We start from the raw sequence: 18,676 nt of genomic DNA, 5'->3' as shown, positions 1-18,676 counted from the left end.
CTTATTTTACAGAAATTGAAAAGTCAACAGTTTCTGGAGGAAGACACTGAGCATCATCACATACCATGTATTCAAGCGTTCCTTTTACAATTGCATTTGCACCAGTAAGTTTTACTTTTTGTTGAAATACAGCCGTTTTTTCAAAATAACTAACGTTCATGTCAAATGATTTCTCAAATTTCACAATCGCTTTTGGTTCAGTAGTTTTGCCTACAGGCTTATAAGCTTTAGATGAAGCAAATGTAAAGCTTGTCTTCACAGGACCACCATCAGCCATATTCTGTGAATAGATATGCCATCCCTCATCAATTGTAGCCTTAAAGTACAAAGTAGCTTCTGTCTTTGAAGTTTTCTTTGCAGCATAACTCCATTTCACTGGTTTTAAAATTTGACTACTCGCAGATAAGCTAAATAGTATTCCAACGGTTAACAAGATTAGGTTTTTCATTTTAATTGTTTTTTTATGTGTTAGCAAACTTATGTATTTCCCGTAATATGCAAGTCATCTGAATTTAGAAAACAGAATTTATACTAAAAATATTACGTTAAAGGTACAAGTATGACTCTTTTTGAACTACTAGGTTTAATTTTTTTGAATTAAAATGAGCTTATTAACCTTACAATCCACCGCCGAGCGTACGATATAATTCAACTCTTGCATTTAGTTGTTCATTTTTTATCGTTGCCAACTCCAATTCGCTTTGCAGCGAATTGCTTTGTGCCGTAATGACTTCAAGATAATTTGCCATTCCGCTTGCAAATAATAAATTGGCATTTTTAACGGCTAACTGTAATGTATTTACCTTTTCTTTGGAAATTGCATACTGCTGTTTTAATTTCTCAATTTTAACCAATTCATCAGAAACCTCGGTAACAGCATTGAGAACCGAATAACGAAATTGAATTACAGCTTTTTCTCTATCTATTTTTGCCAGTTCATATTGTGTCTTTAACATTCTTTTTTGAAGCAATGGCTGGGTTATTCCACCTGCAACCATCCCAAATAAAGATGCTGGGATGTTGAACCAATTACTTGCTTTGAGACTGTTTACGCCTCCACTTGCCGTAATACGAAGTGATGGGTATAGGTTTGCTTTTGCTATTCCGAGCTTGGCATTGGCTATACTTAAGGATAACTCCGCATTTTTAACATCAGGTCTTTTATTGACCATAGCTGATGGAAATCCAGCTGCTGTGCTTTCATTAACCAGTGTATATTCCAGGTTTGCCGAACGTTTAATGATTCCGGGCAAATGTCCAGTTAAAAGGCTTAATGCATTCTCCTGGATTGTAATTTCCTGTTGAAGTCTGGGAATGAGTTGAGCAGCAACCAGTTGTTGTGCTTTTGCCTGTTGAATGGCCAGAGAACTAACTTGTCCTGCATCAAATTGAAGTTTTATCATTTTAAGTGTACTGTTGGTAAGTGCCAGATTTCTTTCTGCAATATCAATCTGTGCATCCAAAGTCATCAAGCTATAATACCCTTGTGCAACACTGGCAATCAATTGTGTTTGTATGGCGTTTTTTGCTTCTTCAGTTTGAAAATACCCTGCAACTGCTGCTTTTTTCTGACTCTTGATTTTACCCCATATGTCTGCCTCCCAGCTTAAGTTCAAACCCGCGTTAAAATCCTCAATATGATTGGTGTTTAAGAGCTGTGCCGTATTGAAACCATTATTTGATGGTCTGCTGGTACTTCCTGTTACCTGAAAATTTAATTGGGGTAAGTATTCCATCTTAGCCTGCCTGATGATTTGCCTGGCAGATTCAATGTTTTCAAATGCAATCTGCATATCGAAATTTCGAATCAGAGCAGTATCGATCAGGTCAATCAGTTCCATTTCCCGAAAAAAATCAGACACAGTCTGATTGACTATACTTGAGGAATCCGGTCTAAAGCTATTCCTGAAATGATCTGGAACAACTGATTGAGGAACAGTGATGTCTTTGGTTACCTTGCATCCTGAAATAATGCCTATTCCGACTACAACAATTAATGTTTTTATATATATATTCATTTTAGAATTTTTATGATTATGAATAGATAATTTCTGAATCAACTTTTACAACTGAATGTGTTTGTTGTTCAGGAATTACAGATTTACCAGATATTTTCTCCTGCAAGTGTTGAAAAATCACAAATAAAACCGGAATTAAAAGGAGTCCGAGTATTACCCCAAAAGCCATCCCTCCCGCTGCACCAATACTAATCGAGTGATTACCTTGTGCTGATGGGCCTATTGCAACAGTCATAGGTAAAAGACCAACAACAAACGCAAATGAGGTCATCAGAATTGGTCGTAACCTTAATCTCGCAGCATCTAAGGCGGCGTTGACTAATGAAAGGCCTGCTTTACGACGCTGTATTGCAAATTCTACGATTAGAATAGCGTTCTTAGCCAGTAGTCCAATCAACATGATCAGTGCAACTTGTACATATATGTTGTTTTCTATACCAGCTATTCCAATAAATATAAATACACCTAGAACCCCTGTCGGAACAGATAGTATGACCGATAGTGGCAAAATATAACTTTCGTATTGAGCAGCAAGCAAAAAATAAACAAATATTAAACAAAGAATAAATACAACGGTCGACTGTCCATTTGAGGAGATTTCTTCTCTGGTTTGTCCGGAAAACTCAAAGCCATATCCTGAAGGCAATTGTTGAAGGGCGACTTCTTCTATCGCATTAATGGCATCACCAGAGCTAAAACCAGGTTTAGGGATTGCATTTACCTGGATGGAATTGAACATATTATAACGTGAAGCCGTTTCAGAACCGTAAACTCTGGTCAACTTTACCAGTGTATTAATAGGAACCATCTCTCCTATTTTGTTTTTAACAAAAACCCGATCAATAGCGGATGGATCTGCACGGTCTGCTATATCTGCCTGTACAACAACGCGGTAATACTTTCCAAAACGATTAAAATCAGCTGCCTGTGTACTACCAAAATAGGCTTGCATCGTTTGTAATATATCCTGGACATTAACGCCCAGCTGGTTGGCTTTATCGTCGTCGACCTCCAATTGTAATTGAGGATAATCGGCCTTAAAAGTAGTGAAAGCAACAGCTATCTCTTTTCGTTTCATCAGTTCCGAAATGAAATCATTAGCTATCCCGCTGAATTTATCTAGCTTACCTCCTGTTTTATCCTGCAATACTAAATCTAAGGCTTCTACATTGCTAAAGCCTGGTACTGTTGGGAAACTAAACACAAAGAAATTTCCACCACTTATTTGCGCAAGTTTGGCTCTGATTTGATTTGTAATTTCATTAATATCCTGTATTTTACCTCTTTCATTAGCAGGTTTTAAAAGAACAAATACGACTGCAGATGAGGGGCTTGATGATGAGGTCAGTAGGTTAAAACCAGTTATAGCGGTAACAAACCGAGATGCCTCAAGGGAGCGTAATTCTGCTTCAGCCTGCTCCATAATTTTGGATGTTCCCTCTAATGATGTTCCGGATGGCGTATTTACAGCAACAGCAACAAAGCCTTGATCTTCTGTTGGAATGAAACCTGTTGGAGTAGTACGGACCATCCAAATGGTGGCTACAACTATGATGAGCAATGCGCCAATACTGATAGCTTTGTTTTTTATAAGAAACCTTAAACTACCAATATACCTATCTGTAAGTGCAGTAAAGCTTTTATTGAAGCCTGCAAAGAATTTTTCTTTAAAGCCCACTGTTGTTTGTCCAGCTTGTGGAGTATGTGTGTTTTTTAAAAATAAAGCAGCTAGTGCAGGACTTAATGTTAATGCATTAATGGCCGATATAATAATTGCAGTTGCCATGGTGAAAGCAAATTGCCTGTAAAATACACCAGTGGAGCCTTCGAGAAAGCCAACCGGTAAAAATACAGCCGACATTACCAATGTAATGGAAATAATTGCGCCACTGATTTCATGCATCGCTTCTGTGGTTGCCTGGTTTGCTCCAATGTGTTTTTGCTCCATTTTTGCGTGTACAGCCTCAACCACTACTATGGCATCATCAACTACAATTCCAATAGCGAGTACCAGTGCAAATAATGTTAGCAAATTGATTGAAAAACCAAATAGTTGCATAAAAAAGAAGGTACCCAGAATTGCAACGGGAACCGCAATAGCAGGGATTAAAGTAGATCTGAAGTCTTGAAGAAATATAAATACTACGATAAATACCAATATAAAAGCTTCAATCAGTGTATGTATAACTTGTTCAATTGATTGATCTAAGGCTACTTTAGTACTGTAAAAAATGTTATGTTTTACACCTTTTGGAAAATCTTTTGCAGCCTTTTCCATTAACTTATTAATGGAAATCTGTATTTCATTTGCATTAGAACCAGCAAGTTGAATAATTCCTAGAACAACTCCTTTTTTACCATTTAACCTGGTAAGACTATTATAAGAATATGCACCAAATTCAATTCTGGCAACATCTTTTAAACGTAATACAGAGCCATCACTGTTTGCACGAATAGCTATCTTTTCATATTCTTCAGGTTTGCTAAGCTTCCCCTTGTATTTTATGATATATTCAAAAACTTCCTTACTGCGTTCGCCAAAGCGACCCGGTGCAGCTTCTAGACTTTTGTCTTTTATGGCAGCCATAACTTCATTAGGAGTAAGCTTATAGGTTGCCATTTGTGTCGGATTTAACCAAATCCGCATTGAATAATCTTTAACTCCTCCAAATATACTGGCCGAACCTACTCCAGGAATACGTTTAATCTCTGGAATAATGTTAATTTGTGCATAGTTTGCAATAAAAGTCTGATCGTACTTCTGCTCATCTTCTGTGTACATTCCGATGGCCATAATAAAACTATTTTGCTGCTTGGCTGTAATAATTCCTTGTTGAACTACCTCCGTTGGCAATTGACTTGTAGCTTGTGTAACACGATTTTGTACGTTTACTGCAGCTTGATCTGGATCTGTACCTAGTTTAAAATAGACAGTAATGGCTAAGGTGCCATCGTTACTTGCTGTTGAGCTCATATAGCTCATATTCTCCACTCCGTTTATAGATTCCTCCAGAGATGGGGCAACGGAACGCAATACAGTTTCGGCGTTAGCCCCAGGATAGTTGGCCGTAACAAGCACAGAAGGCGGTGCTATGTCAGGAAATTGCTGTAAGGGTAATTTGGTAAGGCTTAAAACCCCTAGTATAACCAGTAAAATGGAGATTACGGTAGCCAGTACTGGTCTTTGTATAAATATTTTGAACATGATGCTTTATATTTGAGATGGGAGGTTAGTTTTTGGCAATCTTGTCTGTTGTCCTTTGCGGGGCTATTACTGTCCCCTCCTGTAAACGATCAAGTCCACTCATTACAATCTGATCTCCGGATTTTATACCATCTTTAACCAGGTAATTTGTTCCTGATTTACCGACTATTTGAATTGCCTGTTTTTTAACTTTATTGCTGTCTGTGAGTAGGAATACAAATACTTTATCCTGAACCTCTATAGTGGCAGACTGAGGTACTGTCAAAGCATTGTCGTGTTTTAAACTCAATTGTATTTTACCGGTGTTACCTGATCTTAGCAACCCTTGTGGGTTTGGGAATTTTGCCCTTACGGTAATCGCACCAGTCGTTTTATCAAACTGACCATCTATCATATCTATCTTACCAGTTTTGGTATATTCTGTTTCATCGGCCAGTATTAATTTTACTTCGGGTAATTGTTTAAGTTTTTCATTTAATGTCTGACCAGGATACTGTTCCTTGAAATTCACAAAATCTTTTTCCCCGAGTGAGAAATAGACATGTACATCATGTACATCTGATAATTGTGTCAGTGCCTCAGTATCAGTTGAGGAGACTAGACTTCCTTGCTTTTTAATGAGACGACCAATATAACCACTTACAGGAGCCTTTATTAAGGTATATCCGAGGTTAATTGATGCAGTAGCTACATTTGCCTTTGCTTGTTCAATATTTGCTTTTGCTATTTGAGCAGTAGCTTTTGCCGATTTAAGCTGAAACTCTGATATTACCTTGTTTTGTACCAATGGTGTTAATCGTTCGACTTCAAGATTTGCATTAATTAATGTGGCTTCTGCAGAATGTTGTGCGGCAAGAGCATTATTTAATGCCGCCCGAAAAGGCTGATCATTAATTTTAAAAATAGGCTGTCCGGCAGACACAAAGGCACCTTCGTCTACATAAACTTTTTCAAGTGCTCCGTTAATCTGTGGACGAACTTGTACATTAACCGTACCTTCAATTGATGCCGGGTATTCCTGAAAAGTTGTTTCAGACCCAGTGTAAATCTGTGCTACAGGAAGTGACTGTGGGCCTGGCGCACTTGCCTCTGGTGTTTTAGGGCTGCAACTATATAGGAATAATGCAGCGATTATTATTGCTTTCATAACGTGATTAAGTGATTTAACAGTGTTAAGTGGTTGGGAATAAATGGACATATGAGTCATGATAATTTAGTTTATAAATTTTAGATATAACGAGAGTAAGTAATTTAACAGCGTTAAGTTGTGTGATAAAAAAAACGGACTTTCCTGCCCGTTTCCATAATTATTCGTCTATATATTTAATAATTCCTTTTAGGGCATCTTTTAATATATGTTGGTTCATTGCTTCGTCCCTTCCTCTATTTACCATGTTAATTGCGATTAAACCATGAATTATAGACCAGAAAGTATAATATTTACGGCATACTACTTCTTCTTCCGGATGCTCTGTTTTCATCAGCTTTCTGATTACATCTGTAAAAAGCCTGTCAACATATTCTGTTTCAGGCATTGACTTCTTTTGGTCACAACAGATCATATCTACTCCAAACATCAATTGATAATATTCCCTGTGTAAAAATGCAAAATCCCAATATGCTATCCACATTGATTCCAGTTGTTCATCAATTTTAGTATAGTTACTTTTTGCTGCTTTAATTTCCTGACCAAGGATTATATATCCTTGTCTGGTAAGTTCTAATAATATCCCCTCTTTATTTGAAAAATATTCATAGATAATAGGTGCAGTATACTCTATCCTGTCTGCAATTTTTCGCATGCTAAGTGCTTGCCATCCCTCTTCCTTCACAATTTCAAGTGCCGCACCGAGGATATTTGCTCTCGTGTCTTCCTTTAATCGTTGAATACGTTCTTTACTTCCCATTGCATTTATTATGATGTATAAATAATCTAACACCGTTAAGCAAATGTATAAACAGTTAGGAATATACATATCATCGCTTTGTCAACTTCTTGCAGGTGTTTTTTAAAAAATTGAATTAAATTGAGTTTATCGTCTTATAAGTTGGAATTTAGCGTTTATATTTACAGCAGGATGAGAATGAATCACAGCGTCACATTAAAAGACATTGCCAAAGCGCTTAATTTATCTATTTCTACAATTTCAAAGGCCTTAAACGATAGTCACGAAATTGGTGCTGATACAAAGCAGAAAGTTTTAGATTATGCAAAGGAACATAACTATTTGCCTAATAGAATGGCTAAAGGCCTTAAGGAAGGTAAAAGCCGCTCTATTGGTGTAGTAGTTTGTTCTTTGGATAATAACGTTATTGCACAAATGTTGGATGGTATCCATAAGGTATGTACGGATAAGTCTTACCAGATTATCATCATGCAAAGTAAGGAATCTGAAAAGTTAGAAAGTGCCTGCATTGAGCTTTTATATGCGGGTGGTATTGATGGTATCCTTATTTCTCCGGCGTATGAAACGATAAATTTCAATTACCTGATCTCTTTACAGCAATCGGGTTTGCCAGTAGTACTTTTTGACCGCCTGATCGACAAGATTCATACGCATAAGGTTGGGGCTGATAACTTTAAAGGTGCATATGAGGCAACGACACATCTGATCAATAATGGTTATCGTAATATAGCACATCTTAATACCAATACAATTCTGAGTATTGCCACGGAAAGGCTAAATGGCTATAAACAAGCTCTTGCTGATCATGGTATTCCCTGCAGAGAGGAATTAATGGTGTCTTGCAATTATACTGGTGCAACTTCATTAAATGAAAATCTGGAAGAGGCCATTAAGTCTTATATGAATCTGGAAAATAAGCCTGATGCTATTTTTACTGCGACTGATCAGATCAGCACCAGGTGTTTAGTTATCCTTAACAAACTGGGCTTTCGTATTCCTGAAGATATTGCTTTGATTGGTTTTACTAATACTGAATTGGCTGATGCCATGAACCCTCCGTTGAGTACCGTTCATCAGCCTGCCTTTGAAATAGGTAAACTCGCAGCAGAGAAACTATTCTCATTGATAGAAAAAAAGAATGTTGATGAGGATTTTGAAACAGTTTTATTGCCTATAGATGTTCAGGTAAGAGCCTCATCTCAGCCCAGAAAATAAATAAAGCCACCTGAATACTATTCAGGTAGCTTATATCTTAATGGTAGTTTACTTATTAGTAGTTTCCTGTTATTCCAAGCTCTAATCCACGAAGTTCTGCAAGTCCGCGTAAACGTCCTATAGCTGAATAACCCGGATTGGTTACTTTGTTTAAATCATCCAGCATTTGATGTCCATGATCTGGTCTGAATGGAATTGGAGCGTTTCTACGTGCATTTTCTGCAGTAACAGCTTTCATAACTTCATACATGTTTACATCACCACCTAAGTGATCTGCTTCGTAGAAGTTGCCTTCTTCATCTTTGGTAACATTACGAAGGTGAAGGAAATACACACGTTCTTTTACGGCATCAAATATATCTGTCAGGTTATTTGACATCCCCGCTCCTAATGAACCTGTACAGAAACAAATTCCGTTAAATGGTTTGTCTACACTTTTCAATATATCTACCAGATCTTCCTTTGTACTGGCAACACGAGGTAAACCAAGAATTGCATAAGGAGGATCATCTGGGTGGATCGTCATATTGATTCCGGTTTCTTCGCATACTCCTGCAATTTCATTAAGGAAATAAGCCAGGTTTTTCTTTAAGCCTTCCCTGCCTATATGTTTGTATTCCTCAATACTGTTACGTAATGCTTCCAGTTCAATTTCTTTTTCATTAGGGATACCCATAAGAACGTTTATCCTTAATTCGTTTAACTCATCAGGAGTTAAAGATTCAAAGCGCGCTTTAGCTCTACTCAGTATACTTTCAGAATAGTCTGCCTCTGCTCCTTCTCTTTTTAGTATAAAAAGATCAAAAGCTGCCAGGTCTATCCAGTTGAAATATAATGCTTTTGCACCATTCGGCATCGTCTTGTCCAATTGGGTGCGTGTCCAGTCTAACACTGGCATAAAGTTATAGCATACTGTTTTTATGCCACATTCAGCAAGGTTTCTTAAGCTAGTTTTGTAGTTCTCAATGTACTTTCCAGCATCACTCCTACGTGTCTTAATGGCTTCATGTACCGGAACACTTTCTACTACAGACCATTTAAGTCCTGCTGCTTCAATAATTGATTTACGTTCTTTGATATCTTCAACTGGCCAGATTTCGCCATGTGGAATATGATGTAAAGCACTAACGATTCCGCTGGCACCTGCTTGTTTTACATCTTGTAAAGTAACTGGGTCTGAAGGTCCGTACCAACGCCAGGTTTGTAATAATTTATGATTTGTGGTATTCATGATATCTAATGTTTTTATATTTAATTTTAAACGCCGCTGTAAGCATTAAAGCCTCCGTCAACAAGGATTGTTTCACCGTTCACAAAAGCTGATGCATCACTTAATAAATAAATCAGTGTGCCATTTAATTCTTCAGGACTACCTAATCGGCCAAATGGAGTATGATTTACGAAACGCTGTGCACGATCAGTGTACGTTCCATCTGGATTGGTTAACAATGAACGGTTCTGTTCGGTTAGAAATACACCTGGTGCCAAGGCATTTACTCTTACTTTATCGCCATAACGTTGTGCGAGTTCTACTGCCATCCATTTGGTATATCCTTCTATCGCATTTTTTCCCATCGTATAACCCAAAACTCTTGTTAAAGGGCGTTGTGCTGCTAATGAAGAAATATTTACAATAGAGCCTTTACCTTTTTCGGCAATAACGCGACCGAATACATGGGTCGGATAGACCGTGCCGAATAAATTAAGTTCAACTGCTTTTTGAGTATCTGCAATATCAATATCGAATAAATTTTTATCTGGAGCTATGGTTGCGCCAGGAATATTCCCTCCTGCCGCATTAACTAATCCGTCGATAGTACCCCATGTACTTAAAATTTGATTTTTTGCATCTATTAGTGAAGCTTCGTTCAAAACGTCTGTGATAACAGCTATAGCTTCACCACCGTTTGATGTGATCGCTTTTACACGTTCATTTGCTTTTTGTTCGTTTCTACCTAAAATTGCTACTTTGGCACCTGCAGCAGCAACAGCTAATGCAAATGATTCTCCCAAAACGCCGGTAGCGCCTGTAATTACGACTACCTTATTTTCAAGTGAAAACAGATTTTTGCTATTCATATCATATTATTAAAAGAGGTTCATTAATTATATCAATGTTAATGAAATTTAATTGCTGAAGTCACTATTGTGTCCTAAAAATTTACGAAATCGTTTGAAATTTATTAAATAAATTACTTTACTTCTATTTAATACTGATAACCTGTATTATTGCAATCTGAAATCATTAAAACTTATGCTAAATCAAGAAAACATATTGGTATTTGGTGAATTGTTACTGCGGTTCAGTTCATCGGAAGATCAATTTATTTCTAAGAACCACACTGTATCATTATTTCCCGGAGGTTCTGAAGCAAATGTCTCTGCTTCATTAGGACAATGGAAAATACCATGTTCCTATGTAAGCTGCGTACCAGACAATGCTTTGGCCGCAAATGCACTTCAATCATTGGAAGAATTAGGAGTAAATACGAACAAGACTTTACGTCAGGGGAACAGGTTAGGATTGTACTTTTTACTATCTGCCAATGGGCTGACTAGTGGAGAGGTTGTTTACGATCGTAAATTTTCGTCTTTCAGTAACCTTAAACCCGGTGTTATTGATTGGGACAAGGTACTTGATGGTCATACCTGGTTTCATTGGACAGCCCTTACTCCGGCATTAAATGAAAACATGGCTGCAGTATGTAAAGAGGCCTTGGTTGCTGCAAGGGCTAAGGGCTTAAAAATCTCAGTAGATTTAAATTATAGAAGCAGATTATGGGATTATGGTAAGCAGCCTATTGAGGTGATGCCGGAACTGGTAGCTTATTGTGATGTGATTATGGGGAATATCTGGGCAGCCAACAAAATGCTTGGAATTCCGGTGGATGACAGCTTAAATCGGGAGACTTCTGTGGAGGATTATAAACAGCATGCGAATGCTTCCGCTAAAATCGTTTTTGAGCAATTTCCTCAATGTAAACATATTGCCAATACTTATCGTTTTATGGATAATCCGAAACATAACTTGTTTTACGGAACTTACCATACTCCAGATGGTAACTATATATCTGAAGTGCAGGAAACCAATGATGTTATAGATAGGATTGGTAGTGGTGACGCATTTATGGCAGGTTTAATTTATGGAATACTAAGCAGTACTGATGGTGCTGAGATTATAAGAATGGCTACGTCGTCTGGTTACAATAAACTTTTTGTAAAAGGCGATTTCGGCAATGGTAATATTTAAGATAAAAATAAAAATATACAGATGACAAAAGAAACAAATCCTTTAAAAGTGATTCAGGCATACCCGGTTATCCCTGTTTATTATAATGAAGATGCAGATACCTGTATAGAAGTATTAAAGGCTACTTATGCTGGTGGTATTCGTGTGTTTGAATTTACAAATCGTGGCGGTAATGCAACTGAAAACTTTAAAGCACTATTGGCTTACAGAAATGAGCATTTTGCAGATATGCAACTAGGTATTGGTACGATAAAGACAGTTGAACAGGCTGAAGCATATATCAAAATTGGTGCTGATTTTATCGTTAGTCCTATAGTAAGAGCTGATCTTGCAAAAGTATGCGCTGATCATGGCGTAATGTGGGTTCCAGGATGTATGACACCTACAGAGATTAATTTTGCTGAAGAGTTGGGTGCTCCTCTTGTTAAGCTTTTCCCTGGTGATACTTTAGGTATTGGATTTTTAAAAGCGATCAAGCCGTTATTCCCTAATCTTAAGTTTATGCCAACGGGTGGTGTTGATGTAAATAAAGAAAATATTGACAATTGGTTGAACGCTGGTGTTACAGCTTTAGGTTTCGGTTCTAAGTTGTTTCAGCAACCAGAGAACGCAGCGAATTACAATTGGTTAACAGAACGTTGTCAATTATTGATAAAACTCGTTAACCAATAATAGAGTCCACATGGAGTATAAAAGGGTGTCTAAAATTTTTATCTTTTTGGACACCCTTTATTTATTTAATTATTTTCTTCTTTCTTCTTTGTCGTAAAGGTCGATGACCTTTCCTTGTAACCGAATCACGGATGATTCTAATTCGCGGACTTTTTCTTTCAATTCTGCAACCAATTGTTCTTGCTCGCTACCACCCTCTTCACCAACATCAAGAAACTGTCGTAATGTTAATTCATGCACTTCAGCAATCTGATTTATCCTGCTGAAATTCGGATCAGTAATTCCTGTTTCCAGTTTAGAGTATGCTGGAATTGAAATACCTAATGATTCTGCCATCGTCTTTTGGTTTACCCCTTTTTTCTGACGTAGGATTTTAAATTTTTCACCTAAAGTTTTCATAATTTACAGATTAAAGTTTTGTGAACTTTATTACCAGTTAAAATTAAGAAATATTTAAACAATATTATATTATTCTTATCAGAACCTAGAAATAAATTAATGTTTAATTTATCTGTAATTAAAATTGTTATGTTAAAGATAATCGAAAACCTTCTATTTCTTATTTTGTCTGAAAATAAATGCTCCCAACATGATTGCTACTGATAGTCCAGAAAGCCCCGGGAAGGAAATGAATAAATAAAATAGACCTGCAACAAGGCAAAGTACCAATATAAAAAGAAGACCTTGTAAAAATGAATCCATTTTAAAGGCGGCTATAAGAGCACAAACAAGGAATGAAATCGCAAGAATATTTATAAACATACACAAAGATGCGTATTCAATGTTAAGTTAATGTTAACACGAATATTTTTTTATAATTTGTAGTGAAATGTTACAAAAAAAAGCCCTGACTCGTAACAGTCAGGGCTTTCTAAATTTATTCTTTAATATTAATATTCGTCGTTTAATGCAAAAACAGGTTTTCTGCTCATCCATTTTCCACTTGTAAAATCGGGGAAATCAACTGTTTCATTTCCCATTTCTATAGATTGTTCACTTAGAGGTGTAATCACACTCCATGCTGCTGCATCATATACATCCATTGGTGTTGGTTCGTTTCGTTTTGCGGCTTCAATAAATGCATGGATTACGAAGAAGTCCATTCCACCATGTCCTGCTCCTTCAGCATCAGTACCATATTTTTTCCATAGCGGATGATCATATTTTTCAAACCATTTGTCCTGGTTATCCCATGCATGGGCCTTGCTGATTCCTTCAACATGTATTCCTTTGTTAAGATCCATCCAAAGTCCTTTAGTGCCTTGTACCCTAAAGCCTAATGAATATGGTCTTGGTAGATTTGTATCGTGTTGCAGAATGATTGTTTCGCCATTAGCACAATCAATAGTTGTGGTAACGATATCTCCTAAACGGAAGTTAACCTTTGCATTTGGATGATTTTCTCCTCCATTTGCAACAATGTAATTATGTAAACCTCTTGATTTGGTAGCAAATGAGTTTAATTTAAGGAATTTATTTCCTCTGTTGATATTTATACAATGGGCAACTGGCCCGATACCATGGGTTGGATAAAGGTCTCCATTGCGGTGTACTGAATGATTGGTTCTCCATTTGGCTTCCGAGTAGGCTTTTTCACCAAATTCTACACCGCCTCCTGTAGCTTTAACCCCATCATTAAATTTAACGGCTCTTAGATCATGCTGATAACCACCTTGTAAATGAAGTATTTCTCCAAATACACCTTGTCTGACCATGTTTAATGCTGCCATAACATCTCTACGATAGCAAACATTTTCGAGCATCATTACATGAGCATTATGTTTTTCTGCTGCTTGTACAACATCCCAATGGTCTTGTATAGTAGTGCCAATCATTACTTCAGAAGCAACGTATTTTAATCCAGATTCCATGGATTTGATGATCATTTCTTTATGCCATTCCCATGGAGTTGCAATTACGATTGCCTGAAGCCCTTTTGTTTCAAGCATTTTTTTCCAGGCATAATCATCACCTGTATATATTTTAGGCATTGGCTTACCACTTTTGGTAATCATTGCCTTAGCAGAAGTAAGCATACGATCCTCTACGTCACAAATTGCAACCAGGTCTACATCGTTTCTTTTAAGTAGCAAATTCAAATGGTTTTGTCCACGTAGTCCTACCCCTATCATGGCTACCTTAACTTTATCTGCTTTGGTTGATGCGAATAAAGAACCTCCAGGTAAAACGGTAGCAGCCGCCGCAGTGATGCTTCCGTTTTTAACAAATTCTCGTCTGTTCATATTGTTTACTTCATTTTATGTGTTTAGTCTGGTTAATACATTATTCCTTAAAAAATAATCTAACCAAGTTAGAGAACTATACAACTAACTCAATTAATAAATATGCAAAAAAAACGCGCAAACGTTTGATATCCGCAGAAATGGCTGGTTTTATAGCTTTTAACACCTATTTGCAGATAAGGCAAAATCTATTGACCTGTAAATTATGATAAAGAACTGCTTTTTTGATCAGCATTTTAGTAATGGTATTTTTAATTGATCTGGCGGAAACAAACGTTTGCGTTGTTTTTGGTAGTATTTAGTGGAAAAATTCAAATTGAAATTGAATTGTGATCAAAATGTTAAAGTTTATTTCAATATTTGAGGATGAAGCCTGAAAAACCGACTACGATTAAAGAAATAGCAAAACTACTCAAGGTTTCAGTATCTACCGTATCCAGAGCATTAAATGACCATCCGAGTATAGGTTTAACTACCAAAATGAGGGTCAAAAAACTGGCTTCTGAAATGAATTACGAACCCAATCAGAAAGCTATTCAGTTTTTGCATGGTAAGTCTTTTATAATTGGCGTTGTTTTACCTGAATTATCAGAATCATTTTTCTCGGCTGCAATTAGTGGGATCGAGGATATTGCTTATAAGCGGAACTATACTGTTTTATTGGCGCAGTCTCACGATGATGCGGAGAAGGAAAAACTGCTGGTTACAAAAATGAAATCCCAACGTGTGGATGGCTTATTGGTCTCAGTATCAAAAACAACCAGTACTTACGAACATTTTGAAGTCTTCAGGAAATTAAACATCCCAGTAGTGTTTTTTGATCGTATCCCTCCTATTAAGGATATACATTATGTGCGCTCTAACCTGGAAACTGGCACTTTTGAAGCGGTTAATTATCTCTTAAAAAAAGGGCATCGTACTATTGGTTTAGTAAATGGTCCTGATACTTTAGTGGCAAGCCATGAACGAAAAGAGGGATATATAAGGGCAATGACTTCTAACAGGCTGAAGTTTGATCCTTCTCTAATTGTGGATTGTGACTTATCTGAGGAAGGAACAGTTAAAGCAATGGATACGTTGTTGAACCATCGTCGCAAACCGACTGCTATTGTTACTTTTAACGACTATGTGGCCTTATTTGCTATGCGTTATACTAAATCCCTTGGTTTGAAGGATATAGACTTTGTGAGTTATGCCAATCTTCCTATTATAAATTATATGGATCATATACCCATTGCTTCTGTGGAACAGTTTCCTTATAAGCAAGGTAAAAAGGCTGCTGATATCCTTATAGATCTAATTAATAGGCAAAAAAATGAGGTTGGCACTTCAGAACAAGCCTATTTTAATGTGGTTGTAGAATCAGAGTTGATTGTTAGTGAGCCCAAATAATTTCGCGCAAACGTTTGCATGAGGTTTTAGCTGCTTTAATTTTTAAGTTTGAGATATCAACCACTATACTAAGCACATGTTCGAAAATATTTTACGTATCTATGGCCTTGATCCATTAACAGCAAATGTTCAGCAATTTGGTGACGGTCTGATTAATCATACCTGGAAAGTTAATACACCTGAGCAAAATTACATCTTGCAAAAAGTAAATAGCGATGTATTTAAACGTCCATCGGATATCGATCAGAATTTCTCCTTACTTAGAACTTATTTAAGTAAGGAGTGTCCTGACTATCTATTTGTATCTCCGGTAGTAGCTACAAATGGTGAATCTTTACTCTATATTGATAATGGATACTACAGATTGTTCCCTTTTATTGAGGGCTCTGTTTCTGTGAATGTGCTGACTAAAAAAGAAGAAGCCTTTGAGGCTGCAAAACAGTTTGGAAAATTTACAAAGCTGCTGAATGGTTTTAAAGTAGAGGAATTGAACATTACCATACCTAATTTCCATAACCTGGCTTTGAGATATGATCAGTTTACGACTGCTTGTAATGAGGCATCTGCTGAAAGACTTGAAAAGGCTGCTGAAAGCATTGAATTTATTAAGGAGCATCAGGGGTTGGTGAAGACCTATAATGAGATTTTAAATAATAGTGCTATTCCATTGCGTGTAATTCATCACGATACTAAAATTAGTAATGTACTTTTTGATGATCAATACAAAGGTTTATGTGTGATTGATCTGGATACCGTTATGCCTGGTTACTTCATCAGTGATGTTGGAGATATGATGAGAACATATTTAAGCGCAGTGAGTGAAGAAGAAACTGACTTTAGTAAAACAGCTATCAGAAAGGAATTCTTTAAAGCCATTTACGATGGGTATATGGGTGAAATGCAGGATGTATTAACAGATGCTGAAAAACCGTATTTCGTTTATGCCGGTAAATTCATTATCTATATGCAGGCCATTCGTTTTTTAGCTGATTATCTGCAAAATGATATTTATTATGGAGCAAAATATGAAGGCCATAATTTTAATCGAGCCATTAATCAGATCACTTTATTAAAACAATATATAGCGCTTGAACCGGATTTATTAAGCCTATAATAGAAAAGCCTGATCAAAATGATCAGGCTTTTCTATTATAGGGCATATTATGGTTTGTCCCACCAAACTCTTCCTGTTAGATTATCACCACCAGGAACTGCTGATGATGCAGCTCTGTAGTTAGCTCCGTTTTCTGCTCCTTCCTGTAAAGGATATGGGAACCTGCGCGGAATAGTTCCATTAGTTGCATTTCCTGGATATACCACTGGAACCAATACAGGAAATCCACTTCTGCGCCAATTACACCAGGTTTCATAAAAATCTAGCATGGTACAGGTATGTAGCCAGTATTGTGTATTGATCATCTGTAATCCATTTGCAGCATTATAAGGATTGGCATTCGCAAATGTTTCAGCGATAGGTTCTGATATGGCAAGAGATTCATCATATTGACTTAAATATGTAATGGCAGATTTCAGACCTGCTTTATAATGCTCGGCAGCAGTGCCGCCAATGTTCCATCTTTGGGCCGCTTCTGCTAATAGAAACTCTGTTTCTGCATGGGTTAAGATAAAAGTTACCCCATTTTGTTTAAGCATTGCCGGGCTAAGTGAAGAATAATCTGGGAAGGTAGTAAAAGTAGGGTCTTGTCTGACGTCTCTGCCTGCAATACCACTTAAATCTTTTCCGTTTGGCATCCCCTTTTGGGCTCCAGGAATAGTGACATAAGCATTGTTCTGCGCTTTATCACCATCGTTTAAATATAATTGTGTTACTGCAACTTTTCCTAAACGTGGATCATTATTGGTTTTTAAAAGATCGATAAAGGTTTTAGACCATTTTGTGTAATAGTGCTCCTGTCCCCCGTCACCACGTAAAACCTGGCTGTTTCTGTTTTGGGTAACTCTTGCTCCGCCAACATCATGAAGTATAAAAGCGTTATCCTTATTGTCGATCATTGTTTTTCCGATTGCCTTTTGTGCATATTCTTTTGCTTTGGCTTCATCGATTTTTGTTAACCGCATGGCGATACGCAACAGTAAAGAGCTGCCAAAACGTTTCCAATTTCCAATATTCCCATTGTAAATGGCATCTCCTGTTACTTTATCTCCACCTGATTCATTCAAAGCATTTGTAGCTTCGTCTACTTCTTTCAACAGGTTAGTGTAAATGTCTTGCTGTTTATCATATTTAGGCGTTAGATTCCCTGTATAGACTCCTAATCCAGCTTCCGAATAAGGTACATCTCCATAAAGATCTGTAATACGTTCAAATATCAATGCTTTCCATATTCTTGCCACTTGATGGATATTGTTGTATTTAGGATCAGATTTAGTATACTCGACTACATCTACAATTGGTCTTACCTGTTCAATGTATGCGCCAACTGCACCGGTTCCCCAGTATGCGGCTGTATATCCTGGATTTAAAAGGTATTTGTCGCCAGCCCAATAACTTACTACTGTAGATAAGCCTTGCATCATAGTGGCCGAGTAAATCAGGTTTCCCCTCCAGGTATCATATGCAAAATCTATACTTCCTGTATAGCTAAGCTGAGCAGTAGTAAGGGTATAATTTGGATCAAAAGTGCCTGGACCATAAGCTACAGGGTTAGTATTGATATCTTTAAAATCCTTTGTGCAGCTTAGATTTAATAACATGCCAATCGTGATTAACAAGCTATATTTAATGGATATATTCGTTCTCATTGTTCTTCTCT

15 protein-coding genes are annotated in these 18,676 nt (G+C 37.0%); 5 read left to right on the top strand and 10 right to left on the bottom strand.

Features of this window, described 5'->3' with window-relative positions; translation table 11 throughout:
- Position 1: 1 nt before the first annotated feature.
- The 5 genes from WC623_RS11135 to WC623_RS11115 form a co-directional block, all read right to left on the bottom strand.
- The gene (locus tag WC623_RS11135) at positions 2–448 is read right to left on the bottom strand and encodes a protein-disulfide reductase DsbD domain-containing protein (protein WP_372850966.1); all 447 of its coding nucleotides are present in this window, start codon (positions 446–448) and stop codon (positions 2–4) included.
- A 169-nt stretch (positions 449–617) separates the two neighbouring features.
- A complete protein-coding gene (locus WC623_RS11130; protein WP_372850964.1) occupies positions 618–2,018 on the bottom strand; it encodes a TolC family protein in 1,401 nt (466 codons plus the stop codon).
- Positions 2,019–2,034: 16 nt separating this feature from the next.
- Positions 2,035–5,223, bottom strand: coding sequence for an efflux RND transporter permease subunit (locus WC623_RS11125; protein WP_372850962.1), 3,189 nt, complete (start codon positions 5,221–5,223; stop codon positions 2,035–2,037).
- A gap of 25 nt (positions 5,224–5,248) precedes the next feature.
- Positions 5,249–6,370: an efflux RND transporter periplasmic adaptor subunit gene (locus WC623_RS11120; protein WP_372850960.1), complete on the bottom strand. Its 1,122-nt coding sequence runs from the start codon at positions 6,368–6,370 to the stop codon at positions 5,249–5,251.
- A gap of 160 nt (positions 6,371–6,530) precedes the next feature.
- Positions 6,531–7,130 (bottom strand): TetR/AcrR family transcriptional regulator, encoded by a 600-nt coding sequence (locus WC623_RS11115; RefSeq protein ID WP_372850958.1) that lies wholly within the window; start codon positions 7,128–7,130, stop codon positions 6,531–6,533.
- A gap of 177 nt (positions 7,131–7,307) precedes the next feature.
- On the opposite strand from WC623_RS11115, the gene WC623_RS11110 reads away from it, so the two are divergent.
- Positions 7,308–8,345 carry a LacI family DNA-binding transcriptional regulator gene (locus WC623_RS11110; protein ID WP_372850956.1) on the top strand — a complete coding sequence of 346 codons (1,038 nt, stop codon included), beginning with the start codon at positions 7,308–7,310 and terminating at the stop codon, positions 8,343–8,345.
- Between the two features lie 55 nt (positions 8,346–8,400).
- Here the strand turns inward: WC623_RS11110 and uxuA are convergent, their stop codons facing one another.
- The gene (uxuA, locus tag WC623_RS11105) at positions 8,401–9,576 is read right to left on the bottom strand and encodes a mannonate dehydratase (RefSeq protein ID WP_372850954.1); all 1,176 of its coding nucleotides are present in this window, start codon (positions 9,574–9,576) and stop codon (positions 8,401–8,403) included.
- Positions 9,577–9,602: 26 nt separating this feature from the next.
- Positions 9,603–10,424, bottom strand: a complete 822-nt coding sequence (locus WC623_RS11100; protein ID WP_372850952.1) for an SDR family oxidoreductase — start codon at positions 10,422–10,424, stop codon at positions 9,603–9,605.
- Between the two features lie 175 nt (positions 10,425–10,599).
- Here WC623_RS11100 and WC623_RS11095 point away from each other — a divergent pair, with 175 nt between their 5' ends.
- Together WC623_RS11095 and WC623_RS11090 are read left to right on the top strand one after the other, a co-directional pair.
- Positions 10,600–11,595 carry a PfkB family carbohydrate kinase gene (locus WC623_RS11095; protein WP_372850950.1) on the top strand — a complete coding sequence of 332 codons (996 nt, stop codon included), beginning with the start codon at positions 10,600–10,602 and terminating at the stop codon, positions 11,593–11,595.
- Between the two features lie 21 nt (positions 11,596–11,616).
- A complete protein-coding gene (locus WC623_RS11090) occupies positions 11,617–12,267 on the top strand; it encodes a bifunctional 4-hydroxy-2-oxoglutarate aldolase/2-dehydro-3-deoxy-phosphogluconate aldolase (RefSeq protein WP_372850948.1) in 651 nt (216 codons plus the stop codon).
- A 69-nt stretch (positions 12,268–12,336) separates the two neighbouring features.
- Here WC623_RS11090 and WC623_RS11085 read toward each other — a convergent pair whose 3' ends face one another.
- Entirely contained in the window at positions 12,337–12,666 is a 330-nt protein-coding gene (locus tag WC623_RS11085) for a helix-turn-helix domain-containing protein (RefSeq protein WP_372850946.1), read from the bottom strand.
- 491 nt (positions 12,667–13,157) lie between these two features.
- Entirely contained in the window at positions 13,158–14,510 is a 1,353-nt protein-coding gene (locus tag WC623_RS11080) for a Gfo/Idh/MocA family protein (RefSeq protein WP_372850944.1), read from the bottom strand.
- Between the two features lie 366 nt (positions 14,511–14,876).
- Between WC623_RS11080 and WC623_RS11075 the strand changes: the two genes are divergently transcribed.
- Both WC623_RS11075 and WC623_RS11070 read left to right on the top strand, forming a co-directional pair.
- Entirely contained in the window at positions 14,877–15,902 is a 1,026-nt protein-coding gene (locus WC623_RS11075; RefSeq protein WP_372850942.1) for a LacI family DNA-binding transcriptional regulator, read from the top strand.
- A 76-nt stretch (positions 15,903–15,978) separates the two neighbouring features.
- Positions 15,979–17,016: a phosphotransferase enzyme family protein gene (locus tag WC623_RS11070; RefSeq protein WP_372850940.1), complete on the top strand. Its 1,038-nt coding sequence runs from the start codon at positions 15,979–15,981 to the stop codon at positions 17,014–17,016.
- A gap of 47 nt (positions 17,017–17,063) precedes the next feature.
- On the opposite strand, the gene WC623_RS11065 is transcribed toward WC623_RS11070, so the two are convergent.
- Positions 17,064–18,665, bottom strand: coding sequence for a SusD/RagB family nutrient-binding outer membrane lipoprotein (locus WC623_RS11065; RefSeq protein ID WP_372850938.1), 1,602 nt, complete (start codon positions 18,663–18,665; stop codon positions 17,064–17,066).
- Positions 18,666–18,676: the final 11 nt, after the last annotated feature.

Origin of the sequence: Pedobacter sp. (assembly GCF_041645105.1) — a bacterium.
Classification (GTDB): domain Bacteria; phylum Bacteroidota; class Bacteroidia; order Sphingobacteriales; family Sphingobacteriaceae; genus Pedobacter.
Note: the sequence above shows the minus strand (reverse complement) of the source record. Positions and strands in the feature narration are given on the sequence as shown.